Genomic DNA, 14,517 nt, shown 5'->3' on the forward strand with positions numbered 1-14,517 from the left:
GGAAGCCTCGGGCGGCCAGAACGAACGCGATACGCGACACGACTGGACGCGACACGAAGGAAGCCCCGATGCCCGACGATCTTAGCCTCGCCAGCGGCTACAACAGCCTGTTCCCCCTGGCGAAGGACACGACGCCCTACCGCAAGCTGTCCTCCGACCATGTGTCGGTCGTGGAGTTCGACGGCGAGGAGGTCCTGAAGGTCGATCCGGAGGCGCTGCGCCTCCTGGCCGAGGCGGCCTTCATGGACATCAACCACCTGCTGCGCCCGGGCCACCTCGCCCAGCTGCGCAAGATCCTCGACGATCCGGAAGCGACGCCGAACGACCGCTTCGTGGCGCTCGACCTGCTGAAGAACGCCAACATCGCCGCCGCCGGCACGCTGCCGATGTGCCAGGACACCGGCACCGCCATCATCATGGGCAAGAAAGGCCGGCGCGTCTGGACCAAGGGCGCCGACGAGGCCGCCCTGTCCGAGGGCGCCCGCGACGCCTACCTGAAGCGCAACCTGCGCTACAGCCAGCTCGCGCCGATCTCCATGTACGAGGAGAAGAACACCCGGAACAACCTCCCCGCCCAGATCGACATCTTCGAGGAGGGCGAGGACGCCTACAAGTTCCTGTTCATGGCGAAGGGCGGCGGGTCGGCCAACAAGACCTTCCTGCACCAGGCGACTCCGTCGGTGCTGGCGCCGGACCGGCTGCTGAAGTTCCTGGAAGACAAGATCCGCTATCTCGGCACCGCCGCCTGCCCGCCCTACCATCTGGCGGTGGTCATCGGCGGCCTCAGCGCCGAGCAGAACCTGAAGACGGTCAAGCTGGCCTCTGCCCGCTACCTGGACGGGCTGCCGACGCAGGGCTCCGAGGGCGCCCACGCCTTCCGCGACCTGGAGATGGAAGCGGAAATCCACAAGCTGACCCAGTACATGGGCATCGGCGCGCAGTTCGGCGGCAAGTATTTCTGCCATGACGTCCGCGTCATCCGCCTGCCCCGCCATGGTGCCTCCATGCCGATCGGCATCGGCGTGTCCTGCTCGGCCGACCGCCAGGCGGTGGGCAAGATCACCCGCGAGGGCATCTTCCTGGAGCAGCTGGAGACCGAGCCCGCCAAGTACCTGCCGGAGATCACGGGCGAGAACCTGTCCGACGAGGTGGTGAACATCGACCTGAACCGGCCGATGAACGAGATCCTCGCCACCCTGAGCCAGTACCCGATCCGCACCCGCCTGTCGCTCAGCGGCCCGCTGATCGTGGCGCGTGACCTCGCCCACGCCAAGCTGCGCGCGCGGCTCGACGCCGGTGAGGGGCTGCCCGAATACTTCAAGAACCACCCGATCTACTATGCCGGCCCGGCCAAGACGCCGGAAGGCTACGCCTCGGGCTCCTTCGGCCCGACGACCGCCGGGCGCATGGACAGCTTCGTGGACCAGTTCCAGGCCGCCGGCGGCTCCATGGTCATGCTCGCCAAGGGCAACCGCTCCCGCGAGGTGACCGAGGCCTGCAAGAAGCACGGCGGCTTCTATCTCGGCTCCATCGGCGGTGCGGCCGCCAACCTCGCCGAGAACTGCATCAAGAAGGTGGAATGCATCGAGTATCCGGAACTCGGCATGGAAGCCATCTGGCGCATCGAGGTCGAGAACTTCCCGGCCTTCATCGTCGTGGACGACAAGGGCAACGACTTCTTCCAGGAACTGAAGCTGGGCTGATGTCTTTTCGAGGAAGCATTTGTTTTTCCCCTCTCCCGTCCCGGGAGAGGGTTAGGGTGCGGGTGCAAACTCAGGCAAATGGCCTTGAAGGCCATTTGCGGCGTCCCAAGGGACGCCGGCCCTCACCTTCCCAAGCCTGACGGCTTGGGCCCCTTCCTCTCCCCGGCGGGGAGAGGGTTTTTAGCGCCTTACCAGAAGCACCTCCATGACCCCCGAACAGATCCAGGCCCGCATCCTCTACCGTGACGGGCTGATGCTCATCATCGACAAACCGGCGGGGCTGCCGGTCCATGCGGGGCCGGGGGGCGGGCCGAATCTTGAGCGGCATTTCGACGCCCTGCGCTACGGCTTCCCGAAGCCGCCGGGGCTGGCGCACCGGCTGGACCGGGACACGTCGGGCTGCCTGATCCTGGGGCGGCACGCCAAGGCGCTGCGCAAGCTGGGCAAGCTGTTCCAGGAGGGGCGCGTGGACAAGACCTACTGGGCCGTGGTCGCCGGCTCCCCTCCGGAAGAAGAGGGGCGGATCGAGCTGCCCCTGCTGAAGGTCTCCAATAAGAGCGGCGGCTGGCGCATCGTCACCGATCCCACCGGGCAGACGGCGCTAACCACTTACCGCGTGCGCGGACGCGGCAACGGCATGACCTGGCTGGAGCTGAATCCGCACACCGGGCGCACGCACCAGATCCGCGTCCATTGCGCGTCGCTGGGCTGCCCGCTGCTGGGCGATCCGCAATATGGTGGCCCGGCGGGAAAGCCGCTTCATCTGCATTCCCGCGCCATCTCGCTGCCGCTCTACCCGGCGCGCGAGGCGGTGGGCGCCACCGCCCCGGTGCCGGATCACATGCTGGCGGCACTCTCCGCCTGCGGTTTCGACGGCGTCTGACCCGCTCCCGCTGGCTCCTTCTTCAGCCTGACCAGATCGCGCAGCAGGCGCCGGATCGCGCTGCGGAAGGCTTCCGGCGGGCGGTCGCCAGCCACGAGCACGAGCCGCCCGTCGGGACGGAGCTTCACGTCCGGCCTCTTCGCCGCCAGCCTTTCGAGCAGCGCCCCGTCCGGACCGCCATCCTCCAGGAAGGCGAAGAGCGCGCCGTTCGGACCGATGTCCAGCGTGGCCAGCCCCGCCTCCCGCGACAGGCATTTCAGCGTGCCGAGGTCGAGGAACCCCTCCATCTCCGGAGGCAGCGGCCCAAAACGGTCGCCGAGGGCGGCGGCGAAGTTCGCCCGCTCCTCCGCGTCGTTCAGCGTGGCGAGGTGGCGGTAGACGGCCAGCCGCAGATTGGCGTCGCGGATGAAACTCTCCGGGATCATCACCGCCTGCCCCAGGTTCACGCGCGTGTGAACCATGGCGGGCATCGGCCGTCCGGCCCGCGCCGCCTCCACCGCCTGCCGCAGCAGCTCCTGGAACAGCTCCGCCCCGACCTCCCGCATATGGCCGGACTGCTCTTCCCCCAGCAGGTCGCCCGCCCCGCGCAGGCCGAGGTCGCGCGCCGACAGCTCGAAGCCCGCCCCCGGCTGGTCGAGCCGGGTCAGCACCTCCAGCCGCTGGCGCGACGCCTCCGACAGTTCCTGGTCGGGCTCGACCGTCAGCCAGCAGCGCCCCTGCACCGCCGCGCGCCCCACCCGCCCGCGAAGCTGGTGGAGCTGCGCCAGCCCGAAACGGTCGGTGCGATGGACCACCAGCGTGTTGGCGTTGGGGATGTTCAGCCCGGTCTCGATGATGTTGGTGGCGAGCAGCAGGTCGCCCGCCCCTTCGGAGAAGGCGGACATGGCGTCCTCCATCGCCTCCGCCTTCATCTTGCCGTGCGCCTCAATGATCCGGAAATCGGGCACCAGCGCCTCCAGCCGGGCGCGGACCTCTGCCAGATCCTCCACGCGCGGGCAGACATAGAAGCATTGCCCACCGCGCGCCCGCTCCGCCCGCAGGGCCTCGGCCACGCGGATCGGGTCGAACTCCAGGAATTCGGTGCGCACCGGGCGGCGGCGGAGCGGCGGCGTCGCGATGATCGACAGGTCGCGCAGGCCCGCCGTGGCGAGCTGGAGGGTGCGGGGGATCGGGGTCGCGGTCATCGTCAGCACATGGGTGTCGGCGGAGATCGCACGCAGCCGTTCCTTCTGCTTCACGCCGAGCCGCTGTTCCTCGTCCACGATCAGCAGGCCGAGATCATCGAACTCGACACTGGCGCTGAGCAGGGCGTGGGTACCGACGACGATGCGGATTTCCCCGCTCTTCAGCCCCGCCTTGACCGCCCGCGCGTCCGCCGGAGAGACGGAACGGGACAGTTCCTCCACCCGCACGGGGAAGCCCGCGAAGCGCTCCCGGAAATCGGCGGCGTGCTGGCGGCTCAAGGGGGTGGTCGGGGCGACGACCGCGACCTGCCGGCCGGCCATGGCGACCGCGAAGGCCGCGCGCAACGCGATCTCCGTCTTGCCAAAACCGACGTCGGCGCAAATCAGCCGGTCCATCGGCTGGCCGGAGGCGATGTCGTCCAGCACCGCGTCGATGGCGGCCTGCTGGTCGGGCGTCTCCTCGTGCGGGAAGCGGCTGACGAAGCTCCGGAAGGCGCGCCGCTCAGGCCGGATCGGCTCGACGCGGGCCAGCGCGCGCTCGGCTTGCGTGCGCACCAGCGTTTCCGCCGCGACGCGCAAGGAATCGGCCACCCGGTCGCGGCGCTGCGTCCAGACGGCGCTTCCCAGCCGGTCAAGCGGCACGGCCCCGTCGGTGGCACCGAAGGGCCAGAGCATGTCCAGGTTCTCGACCGGAACGAAGCTCTTGGCGTCGTCGCGGTAGACGATGCGCAGGCAGTCGTGCGGCACCCCGGTCGCGTCGATCCTCTCCAACCCTTCCGACAGGCCGATGCCGTGTTCGAGATGGACGACGGTGCTGCCGGGCGCCAGCTCCGCGGCCTCGGCGGCAAGGTCGTCCACAAGCCGCCGGGACCGCCGCCGGCGCTGGCGCGACGACTGTTCGCCCAGCAGTTCCGGAGGCGTCACGACGGCGAAGCCAGAACCGTCAGGGCCAGTGAAGCCGGCGTCGATGTCGAGGACGATCACGGCGATTCCGATGCCCGGCGCGGCGCCGTCGACCGCGACGCTGTCGGCCATATCGGCAGCCACGCCCTCCTGGCGCAGGTGGCGCACCATGCCCCGGCGCTGCGCCGGCTCGTCCACCGCCACGAACAGGCGGCGTCCCTGCCCGCGCGCCGAGGCGATGCGCTCCTCCTCATCCTCTCCGGCAAGGTTCAGGCGCCGGCCGCCGGCGTCGAGCGCGCCCTCGCCGGTGCCCTCTCCGGGGCGCAACGTGATGACGGCGCGCCCCTCAAGACCTTCCTCCCAGTCATCGACGTCCAGGAACACGTCCTCGACCGGCGCCGGGCGGTGGACGGGAAGCCCGGCCTTTGACGAGACAGCCACCTGCCGACGCCGCGCCTCGAAGGCGAGTCGCGCCTGCTCCAGACGGGAGTCGCGCGTGGTGACGGCCTCCTCGTCCATCGTCACCAGCGCGTCCGGCATGCGGTCGAACAGCGTGTCGGTCTCGCCCGCGAAGAAGGGCAGCCAATGCTCGATCCCGGCGAGGCGGCGCCCGGCCGCGACGGCCTGGTAGATCGGATCCCGCTCGGCCTCGGCATCGCCGCCGAGATAGGCGTTCCTGAAGCGCCCCATGGTGGCTTCGGTCAGCACCACCTCCGACAGGGGCAGCAGCGCCGCCCGCGGCAGCTCCCTCCCGTCCAGTCCGATGCGGGACAGGTTGCCGCCCGGAAAATCCAGCGTGAGGGTCCCGTCGAGGCCGGGCGCCACGAGGCTCACCCCGTCGTCGCTCCAGACCATATCGCCGGGCTCGCGCGCTTCCGCGGCGGGCACGTAACCGTTGTGATAGAGCCAGCCATGCAAGGCCTCGCGGTCCACGGCGTCACCGGCGGACAGGCGGAAGGCCGCGCCGGACAGTGTTTCCCAGGGTGTCAGCCGGCGCAGCAGGCCGCCGGCGCTCGTCACCAGGATGCGCGGTCCGGCTGCGGGCTCGGCGAGGTGGGCCATCGCCTCCAGCCGCAGGGCCGACACCCGCGCCGAGGGGGAGGCTCGGTCGTAGGGAAGCGTGTCCCAGGCCGGGAAACGCAGGATTTCGATGTGGGGGGCCACGGTGCGCAGGTTTCGCGACAGCCGCTCCAGGCGGCGGGCGTCCTCCGCGACGTGGAGCAGGCCGCGTGGCCCCGCCGCCTCGGCAAGCCCGGCCAGCACCCAGGCGTCATAGCCTTCGGGGACGCCGAACAGGTCGCGGCGGCCCTTTTCCAGGAGGTCCTTTTCCAACAAGCCGGCGGGAGGCGTCATGCAAGCCACTCCCGGCCAGCAAAAAGGGCGCCCGGTTGCCGGGCGCCCCCTTCGTCACATCCGGACAGGTAAGGCACGAGAAGAATGGAAGATGTCATTCGCTGTCCGGTCCTCTCCAGCGGTATCAGGCGTGGGTGCGGGTGTGGACACGGTCGGCGTCGCGCTCATGCACGAAGTAGCCGACATAACCGGCCACGATGGCCAGGAGGGCGTGCAGCCAGATGTCGTTGCCGTGCAGCGGGACGAGGCCGAACATCGTGTCGAGGCCGGGGATCAGACCCATGACCATGAAGGCCGCGTAGATCCAGGCGACGCTCTTCAGGTAGCCGCGCGAGGCGAGCCGGCCGGAGAAATAGGCGAAGAAGGCCCAGAGGCCGAAGAGCAGATGGACGAGGTTGTGCAGCACGTTCACCGGGAACAGGCCCAGAAGATGACCGTGGAAGCTGTCCACCGCCAGCCCGGCCGGATCGGCCGGCGGGGAAAGCAGCGCCGGGATGAAGCCGGCAAGGCCGACCGCCGTGAAGACCACGGCATAGACGAGCGTCACGTTACGCCACCACATGAGATCCTCCAAAGACTGGTTTCTGATCGAATTGCCTCTTAAACACGCTGCGCGCATCGGGCGTTCCCCGATGGGATGAGAAAGCACCCGTCAACCCGGACCCGCCCCCTTGCGGCAGCGCCCGAGCTGTGGTCAAGAACATGGGACCGGGCCTGAAGCGCGCCGGCGGCGGGGCACGGGGCGGCGCATGGACGGCATTCGGAAGAGGACCGGCGGGGTGAAGGGCCGGGGGATGACGGCGCGCTGGATGACGGCGCGCTACAGCCTGGCGCTGGTCATCATCGCCTTCTGCACGCTGGTGGGCTTCTTCATGACGGAACAGGTCATGAATCAGCACGCCGACATGCTGGATGTCGTCAACATGTCCGGTCGTCAGCGCATGCTGTCGCAGCGCTCGGCCCTGCTCGTGGAGCGCATGCACCATGCGCGCACGGATGAGGAACGCCGTGGGTACCGGGCGGAGCTGGCCTTGGCCGTGGAGACCTTCGAGCGGACGCACCGCCGCCTGACCGGCACCGGCGGGGAACCGGGCCTGGGGCTCGCCGTGCGGAACCTCTATTTCGAAGGGCCGGAGCCGCTGAACGAGGAGGTTCTGCGCTTCATCGCCGCGTTGCGCGTCATCCTCGACGCCGCCGGGAAGCCGCTGCCGCCGGACATGCCGGAGGCGCGCCTCGTGGCCGATCAGGCGCTGGGTTCCCTGCTCGACCGGCTGGACCTGATGGTCGCCCGCTACCAGGAGACCGGCGAGGAGGGAATCGCCATGCTGCGCGCGCTCGGCGTGACGGCGCTGGCGCTGACCATGCTGACCCTGCTCGCCGAGGTGCTGCTGATCTTCCGCCCGATGGTCCGCCATGTGGAAGAGCAGTTTGGCGAGATCGGGCGCATGACGGCGGCCCTTGAGGAGGCGAACGGAACGCTGGAAGCGCAGGTCCGCGCCCGCACCGCCGAACTGCAGGGGGCCAAGACTGCGGCGGAGCAGGCCCACCGGGCGAAATCGCGCTTCCTGGCCCATGCCGGCCATGACCTGAAGCAGCCGCTGGAAGCCATCGGGATGTTCACGGGCATGCTGGACCGGCAGGTGGACACCGCGCGCGGGCGCCTGCTGCTGCGCGACCTGCGGCTGGCGCAACGGTCGATGCGCGGCCTGCTGGACCAGATCCTGGAGATCTCTCGCCTGGAATCGGGCGTGGTCGAGCCGGCCCCCGTCGAGGTCCCGCTGGCGCCCCTGCTCGAACAGCTCGCGTCGGAATTCCGGCCCCAGGCCGAAGCGAAGGGGCTGGAGCTTCGCATGGTCGCGACCTCGCGGGCCGTGGTGACCGACCCGGCGCTGCTGGAGCGCATTCTGCGCAACCTGCTGGCCAACGCCGTGCGCTACACCGAACGGGGCCGCGTCCTGGTCGGCTGCCGCCTGCGCGGCGGCGCGCTGTCGGTCGAGATCCATGACAGCGGCCAGGGCATCGCGCCGGACGATGTCCGCCGGATCTTCGAGGAGTTCGTGCAGCTCGACCGGCCCGACCGGGACCGCAGCCAGGGCATCGGGCTCGGCCTCGCCATCGTGGACCGGCTGGCCCGGCTGCTCGGCCACCCGCTCGTCCTGAAGTCGGCGGAAGGGCGCGGCTCGGTCTTCGGCGTGCTGGTGCCGCGCGCGAGCCGCGCGCGGCGCTCAGACGAGACGGTCGCGGTCCGCGTCCTTGACCAGCAGGACCGCCTGGGTGCGGCTGCCGACCCCCAGCGCCTTTAGGACGCCGGTGACGTGCGTCTTCACCGTGGACAGGTTCAGCCCCAGCCTCTCCCCGATCTCCTGATTCGACAGCCCCTTGGCGAGCAGGTCCAGCACGTCGAGCTGGCGCCGCGTCAGGCCGTCGAACAGCGAATGGGCGGGCAGCGGCGCCGGTGCCGGGGCGGCGGCGCCCGCCATGCCGAGGACCGGCGGCACATAGGAACCGCCCGCCATCACCAGCCGCAGGATGTTCACGATCAGGACATCGTCGGTCGATTTGGGGATGAAGGCCCGCACACCGCGCGCCAGGACGGCACGCATCTCCTCGGGCGAATCCACCATCGAGAAGACGGCGACCGGCACCGGCGCCACTCGCCGGACCAGCGCCTCCAGATCGTTCAACCCGGAAAGGCCCGGCATGCGCAGATCCATGACGATCAGGTCGAGCGCCGTGCCGGCGTCCAGCAACTCGCCGATCTGGCCGTAACTGGTCGCCGTCAGGACGGTCGCCGCCTCATTCATTTCGGTGACGAGATGGGTGAGGCCACTGCGTACGATGGAGTGGTCGTCGGCGATGAGAACCTGCATGGCGCGTCGTTGGTCGTGAAAGCTATCCCCATTGAAACTATTACGCTTTCCAGGCTTGGTATGCCACCTTTGATGAGCGGGCCGATGAAATAGTTTCAACCGCGCCCACGGTGCCGCGTCACCCGGCTCCGTTCGCGCCAGCGCCGCAAGGCGGCCGCGTCGTCCACATCCTCCAGCATGCCGATCTGCCCCGCCGATTGCCGCCGGGGCAGCGTGGACCGCGTGTCCGCCAGCGCGTGCTCGCTCGACCAGCGCACGCCCTCGAACAGGCCGGCCGGCAGGGCGCGCGTCCGCCGCGCGCCGACCAGCCAGTAGCCGCCATCGCCCGCCGGACCGAAGACGAAGTCATGGCGGCCGAGCGCGCGGAAGGCGGCGGCCACGTCGGCGGGCATGATCTCGGGAATGTCGCTGCCCACGATGACGGCGGGTCCACGCGGTGCACGCGCCAGCGCGCGCGCCATGCGGGCACCGAGGTCGCCCTGCCCCTGCCCGACCGGCCGGCATCCGGCCGGCCATCGCCCCTCGCCGGCTCCCCGGTCGGGCGTCACGGCCACCCAAAGCGTCCAGCGGGGATCGCGCGCGAGCCGGCGGAGCAGTTCGCCCAGCGCGGTCCGGTAGAAGCGCCACGCCTCCAGCGCGCCGACCCCAGCGGCGAGGCGGCGCTTGCCCCGCCCGAGCCGGGGGAGCCGCGCGAAGACGATCAGGTGCCGGGACGCCGTCCGCCGCTTGTTCATGCTCTTCGTTCTTATCCGTTTGGCCCTATCCGTACAGGCGGCGGATGATGCGCGGCGGCAGGCCCGCATACCAGAGGGACAGGAGGGCGAGGTTTCGCGCGGGGCGGAGCCACCAGCCGTCGCGCTCGTAGCGGGCCGGCGAGGTGAGCGCGTCGGCGTCGAGCGCCACGAGCCGCCCTGCGCCGATCCGGCGCGCGAGGTCCACGTCCTCCATCAGCGGAAGCGGCCGGTGGCCGCCCAGCTCCTCATAGAAGGAACGCGCGATCAGCAGGCCCTGGTCGCCGTAGGGAAGCCCCAGGGCGCGGCAGCGCCACGCCGCCATGCGTTCGACCCGACGGGCCTCCGGGCGGGCGCTGTCGAAGCGGAGACGGAAGTATCCGGCGCGCGCGCGGTTCGCCGGATCCCTTTGGAACCGTTCCACGGCACCGAGCCAGCCAGGCTGGGGGCGCGTGTCGGCATGCAGGAACAGGATCCAGGGAGCCGATCCGGCGGCGGCGCCCACCGCGAGCTGCTGCCCCCGGCCGCGGGCGGCCTCAACGACCAGCGCGCCGGACGCGCGCGCCAGGGAGGCGGTGCCGTCGGATGAACCGCCGTCGGCGATGATCACCTGCCCTGTGCCGGCAACCGCCGCCAGCGTGGAAGCGAGCGTCGCGCGAGCGTTCAGGCTGGGAATGACGATGTCGAGCGCGCCGCCGTCACCGGCCAGGCCGTCATCGGCCGGGCCGGTACCCGGCATGCCGCCCGGCGCGGCCATGGCCTTCTCAGGCTTCCGCGACGGTTTCGAACTCCTGCGCGTTCAGGAGCGCCGCCACCGAGAGCGTCTTAAGCGTCTTGGGGTCGTCCGTCCGCCGCATCTGGGCGTGCTGCGTTCCCATCCCGTCCTTTCGGACGGCGATCACTTCCCAGACGCCGCCGCCGGGCCCAAGCTTCCGATACATCTGGCCTTCGACGACTTCGCGCTTCCTGCGCATGGCTCTTCTCCAAAACCCGGTCATACGGATGCCCGGCCCATCACGCGGGCCGGGCCCGGGGGCACCATCTACGGCGAACATCCCCGCTTCCGCGATCGGCGCATTCAAACACGAAACCGAAGTGGCATGGCGAGTGTCCGTTGTGTGACCGTGTTCGCGGCGCGACGACTGTAGCCGCGCCGCAACATTTCCAGAACGGATAGGCCCCGCGTCCGGCACGGTCCTACGCCGGACCAGCCTTTTGCGGTGCGTCATTCCCTTTTGGCCCGCTGGAACAAAGCAGCGCGAATGGCGTTCAATAGGGTATGAAGACCGATTACGACGCGCTTCTCTTCGCGACTCGCCTGGTGGAAGAGCTGGGCGAGACCGCCATCCGTGTCAGCCGCGTTCGCCTCGTGGAGCTGACTGCCGCCAACAACCTTCGCGCCGCCGCCTTCTGGCGGGACGTGATGCGAACGTGCGAGCGCCTCGTGTCGGAACGGGCTCCGCCCCTGCCGACCCAGGCCGCGGCCGCCGCGGTCGGCGCCACCGCGCTGGCCAAGACAACGGCGCCCTGACGGCAGCCCCCGGCGGATGGAAGCCTCGGCGAAGGGCTGGGCTCACGACGCCAGATCAGGTCGATATCGGATCAGGCCCATAAAAGAAGCCCGGCGATCGCTCGCCGGGCTTCTTTCCATGCACCGGCCCCGGAGGGCCGGCCGCACCGGATCACTTCACTTCGGCGTACTGGCCGTTGCTCCACTTGTACCAGACATAGGCCGGCGAGGTCACATCGCCCTTCTTGTCGAAGCCGATGTTGCCCATGACCGAGCTGTACTGGCCCTGGCGCATGGCGGCGGCGACCTTCTCCGGGTCCGTGGAGCCGGCCTTCTTGGCGGCCTCGGCCCAGATCTGCACGGCGGCGTAGGTGTAGAGGGTGTAGCCCTCGGGCTCGTAGCCGGTCTTGCGGAACTTCTCGACGATCGTCTTGGCTTCCGGCTTGCTGCGCGGGTCCGGACCGAAGGTCATCATGGTGCCTTCGCCGGCAGCACCGGTGATGGACCAGAACTCGTTCGAAACCAGGGCGTCGCCCGACACGAGCAGGGCCGACATGCCCTGGTCCTTCATCTGGCGCGCGATCAGGCCGGCTTCCGTGTGGTAGCCGCCGATGTACACGACCTCGATGCCAGCCTGCTTCAGCTTGGACACGAGAGCGGAGTAGTCCTTCTCGCCCTTCGTGTAGACCTCGTACAGCTTCTCCTTGACGCCCGCGGCGTTCAGCGCCTTCTGCGTCTCGTCGGCCAGTCCCTTGCCGTAGGCGGTCTGGTCGTTCAGGATCGCGATGGCCTTGGACTTGTGGTTCTCGGACAGATACTTGCCGGCCACGATGCCCTGCTGGTCGTCACGCCCGCAGACGCGGAAGACCGTGTCGAAGCCCTGCTCGGTCAACTTCGGGTTCGTCGAGCCGGGGGAGATCTGAAGGACGCCCTCCTCGTTGTAGACCGCCGAGGCCGGGATCGAGGAGCTGGAGCAGTAGTGGCCGGCGACGAACTTAGCACCCTTGCGGGCGAGGTCGTTGGCCACGGCGACGGCCTGCTTCGGGTCGCAGGCGTCGTCGCCCACTTCGAGCTTCAGCTTTTCACCCAGGATGCCGCCGGCGGCGTTGATGTCGGCGACGGCCTGTTCCGCGCCCTTCCGGAACTGCTCGCCGAAGCTCGCCTCGGAACCGCTCATCGGGCCGGCCACGCCGATCACGATGTCGGCGTAGGCGGAGGTGGAAAGTACGGTCGCCGCAGCAGCGGCCAGAAGGGAAAGCTTGAACTTCATGACGTCAGTCGCTCCCAAGATGAAGTGATCGCTCGAAGCCCCACGGGACCCGCCCACGGGAATGCGGAGGTTAGCCTTCCTGTTTTCGCGGCACCGGCCGGCGGTAAGGCCGGGACCGTCGCCTGTCCGGCCGGCGCGGGGCCGGCCGTGTTCCTTCTTACCCCTTGATGCTCCGCCACCCGAAGGGACCGGATCGTTCGTAGAGCCAAGGGTACTGCCTGACCATGCGGCGCGCCAGACTCATCCGGTAGGCGGCAAGGGCGATCACGCCCAGGACCGCCGTGTGGACGAGGAAGCCGTACACCGACAATAGATCGCCCCCGAACAGCGCGAAGACCAGGAACCGGTCCCCGACCCCGAGGAGGATCGCGTAGAGCAGCACCATCCATTGCGGCTTCCAGCCCTGGGCCAGGGTCTGGCCGGTCAGGAAGGCGCCGCCGCCGAAGACGACCAGCGTCAGCCCGATGAAGACGGGCAGAGACGCGCCGAGCAGCCCGTCCATCAGTGACCTCCCTCGAGATAGGCGGCGCGCACCTCCGGGTTGCTCAGCAGCTCCGCCCCGGTGCCGCTCATCGTGACCCGGCCGGTGACCATCACGTAGCCGCGGTGGGCCAGCTTCAGCGCGTGGTATGCGTTCTGCTCCACCATGAAGACGGTCATCTTCCGCTCGCGGTTGATGTCCTTGATCGCCTGGAAGATCTGCTTCACCACGAGCGGCGCCAGCCCCAGCGACGGCTCGTCCAGGAGGAGCAGGCGCGGCTGGCTCATCAGCGCGCGGCCGATGGCGAGCATCTGCTGCTCGCCGCCCGACATGGTGCCGGCGCGCTGGTTGATGCGCTCCTTCAGGCGGGGGAACAGGGTGAAGACCTCTTCCAGGTCGCGGTCGAAGCCCTTCGGCGGCGAGGCGATGGCGCCCATCTGGAGGTTTTCCAGCACCGACATGCGCGGGAAGATGCGCCGCCCCTCCGGGCTCTGCGCGATGCCGCGCCGGACCAGCTGGTGGGTCGGCAGGTGGGTGATGTCCTCGCCGTCGAAGATGATCCGGCCGGCCCGCGCGCGCGGGTTGCCGCAGATGGTCATCAACAGCGTGGACTTGCCGGCTCCGTTCGCGCCGATCAGCGACACGATCTCGCCTTCGCCGATCTCGATGTCGACGCCCTTCAGGGCCTCGATGGCGCCGTAGAAGGTATGAACGCCCGATACCGTCAACATGGCTCAGGCCCCCTTTCCGTCATGCAGTTCCGCGCCGAGATCGGCGGCGACCTCCGGCGGCAGCTCCTCGTCCTCCTCCTCGCCGAGGTAGGCGCGGATCACGGCCGGGTCGTTCTTCACGAAGTCCGGATCGCCGTCGGAGATCTTCCGTCCGTAATCCAGCACGACGACATGGTCGGAGATCTTCATGACCACGCTCATGTCGTGCTCGATCAGCAGCACGCCCGTCTCGTGCTTGTCGCGGATGTAGGTGAGGATCTCCGCCAAGTCGGCGGACTCGCGGGGATTGAGGCCGGCGGCCGGCTCGTCCAGGCAGAGCAGGACCGGCTCGGTGCACATGGCGCGCGCGATCTCCAGACGGCGCTGGGCGCCGTAGGGAAGGTTCGACGCCTGCCAGTCCGCCAGCTCGGTCAGGCGCACGCGGTCGAGCCAGTATTTGGCCAGCTCGACCGATTCCTTCTCCACACGGCTGTAGGACGGCAGGCCGAACAGACCGGCGACCCCGAAGCCCGAGGCGCGCATCAGCTTGTTGTGCTGCGCGACCATCAGGTTCTCGAGCGCGCTCATGCCGCCGAACAGGCGGATGTTCTGGAAGGTCCGCGCCACGCCCGCCTTCTGCGAGATGCGGAAGCCCGGCATCTGCTCCAGCAGGAAGCTCTTCCCGTCGGGATGGCGGAGCGTCATCCGCCCGACCGTCGGCGAGTAGAAGCCGGTGATGCAGTTGAACAGCGTGGTCTTGCCGGCCCCGTTCGGGCCGATCACCGCGGTGATCTCCCGGCCGCGGGCCTCGAAGGACACGTCGTTCACCGCGACGAGGCCGCCGAAGCGCATGGTGAGGTGCTCGACGGTGAGCAGCGGCGCGCCGGCCGTGTTGTTGCTGGTCATGTGGTTCGTCATG

14 protein-coding genes are annotated in these 14,517 nt (G+C 69.3%); 4 read left to right on the forward strand and 10 right to left on the reverse strand.

The features are described from left to right. Positions 1-68: 68 nt before the first annotated feature. Together JUB11_RS07185 and JUB11_RS07190 are read left to right on the forward strand one after the other, a co-directional pair. Entirely contained in the window at positions 69-1,703 is a 1,635-nt protein-coding gene (locus JUB11_RS07185) for a fumarate hydratase (RefSeq protein WP_207457774.1), read from the forward strand. A 205-nt stretch (positions 1,704-1,908) separates the two neighbouring features. Further along, positions 1,909-2,586: an RNA pseudouridine synthase gene (locus JUB11_RS07190; protein WP_207457776.1), complete on the forward strand. Its 678-nt coding sequence runs from the start codon at positions 1,909-1,911 to the stop codon at positions 2,584-2,586. On the opposite strand, the gene JUB11_RS07195 is transcribed toward JUB11_RS07190, so the two are convergent. Further along, positions 2,541-6,026, reverse strand: coding sequence for a DEAD/DEAH box helicase (locus JUB11_RS07195; RefSeq protein ID WP_207457778.1), 3,486 nt, complete (start codon positions 6,024-6,026; stop codon positions 2,541-2,543). The two genes, JUB11_RS07190 and JUB11_RS07195, sit on opposite strands and share 46 nt — an antisense overlap. Before the next feature lie 124 nt (positions 6,027-6,150). Continuing rightward, positions 6,151-6,588, reverse strand: a complete 438-nt coding sequence (locus JUB11_RS07200) for a DUF4383 domain-containing protein (RefSeq protein ID WP_207457780.1) — start codon at positions 6,586-6,588, stop codon at positions 6,151-6,153. A 187-nt stretch (positions 6,589-6,775) separates the two neighbouring features. Between JUB11_RS07200 and JUB11_RS07205 the strand changes: the two genes are divergently transcribed. After that, positions 6,776-8,329, forward strand: coding sequence for an ATP-binding protein (locus JUB11_RS07205; RefSeq protein ID WP_211112451.1), 1,554 nt, complete (start codon positions 6,776-6,778; stop codon positions 8,327-8,329). Here JUB11_RS07205 and JUB11_RS07210 read toward each other — a convergent pair. The 4 genes from JUB11_RS07210 to JUB11_RS07225 form a co-directional block, all read right to left on the reverse strand. Further along, positions 8,252-8,896, reverse strand: coding sequence for a response regulator transcription factor (locus tag JUB11_RS07210; RefSeq protein WP_207457782.1), 645 nt, complete (start codon positions 8,894-8,896; stop codon positions 8,252-8,254). The two genes, JUB11_RS07205 and JUB11_RS07210, sit on opposite strands and share 78 nt — an antisense overlap. A 95-nt stretch (positions 8,897-8,991) precedes the next feature. Beyond that, positions 8,992-9,630, reverse strand: a complete 639-nt coding sequence (locus JUB11_RS07215; RefSeq protein WP_207457784.1) for a TIGR04282 family arsenosugar biosynthesis glycosyltransferase — start codon at positions 9,628-9,630, stop codon at positions 8,992-8,994. Between the two features lie 25 nt (positions 9,631-9,655). Continuing rightward, on the reverse strand, positions 9,656-10,384 hold the full coding sequence (locus JUB11_RS07220) for a TIGR04283 family arsenosugar biosynthesis glycosyltransferase (protein ID WP_247886906.1): 729 nt from the start codon (positions 10,382-10,384) through the stop codon (positions 9,656-9,658). Positions 10,385-10,391: 7 nt separating this feature from the next. Continuing rightward, positions 10,392-10,601 (reverse strand): hypothetical protein, encoded by a 210-nt coding sequence (locus JUB11_RS07225; RefSeq protein WP_207457786.1) that lies wholly within the window; start codon positions 10,599-10,601, stop codon positions 10,392-10,394. Between the two features lie 305 nt (positions 10,602-10,906). Between JUB11_RS07225 and JUB11_RS07230 the strand changes: the two genes are divergently transcribed. After that, entirely contained in the window at positions 10,907-11,158 is a 252-nt protein-coding gene (locus JUB11_RS07230; protein WP_247886907.1) for a hypothetical protein, read from the forward strand. 151 nt (positions 11,159-11,309) lie between these two features. Here the strand turns inward: JUB11_RS07230 and JUB11_RS07235 are convergent, their stop codons facing one another. The 4 genes from JUB11_RS07235 to JUB11_RS33350 form a co-directional block, all read right to left on the reverse strand. Beyond that, the gene (locus JUB11_RS07235) at positions 11,310-12,407 is read right to left on the reverse strand and encodes a branched-chain amino acid ABC transporter substrate-binding protein (protein WP_207457789.1); all 1,098 of its coding nucleotides are present in this window, start codon (positions 12,405-12,407) and stop codon (positions 11,310-11,312) included. Between the two features lie 157 nt (positions 12,408-12,564). Beyond that, on the reverse strand, positions 12,565-12,909 hold the full coding sequence (locus JUB11_RS07240; RefSeq protein ID WP_207457791.1) for a DUF6867 family protein: 345 nt from the start codon (positions 12,907-12,909) through the stop codon (positions 12,565-12,567). After that, positions 12,909-13,619: an ABC transporter ATP-binding protein gene (locus JUB11_RS07245; RefSeq protein WP_207457793.1), complete on the reverse strand. Its 711-nt coding sequence runs from the start codon at positions 13,617-13,619 to the stop codon at positions 12,909-12,911. Before JUB11_RS07245 ends, JUB11_RS07240 begins: the two co-directional genes overlap by 1 nt. 3 nt (positions 13,620-13,622) lie before the next feature. Next, positions 13,623-14,504, reverse strand: a complete 882-nt coding sequence (locus tag JUB11_RS33350) for an ATP-binding cassette domain-containing protein (protein WP_207457987.1) — start codon at positions 14,502-14,504, stop codon at positions 13,623-13,625. Positions 14,505-14,517: the final 13 nt, after the last annotated feature.

The sequence above is a fragment of the Azospirillum sp. SYSU D00513 genome, from assembly GCF_017356015.1.
GTDB lineage: Bacteria > Pseudomonadota > Alphaproteobacteria > Azospirillales > Azospirillaceae > Azospirillum.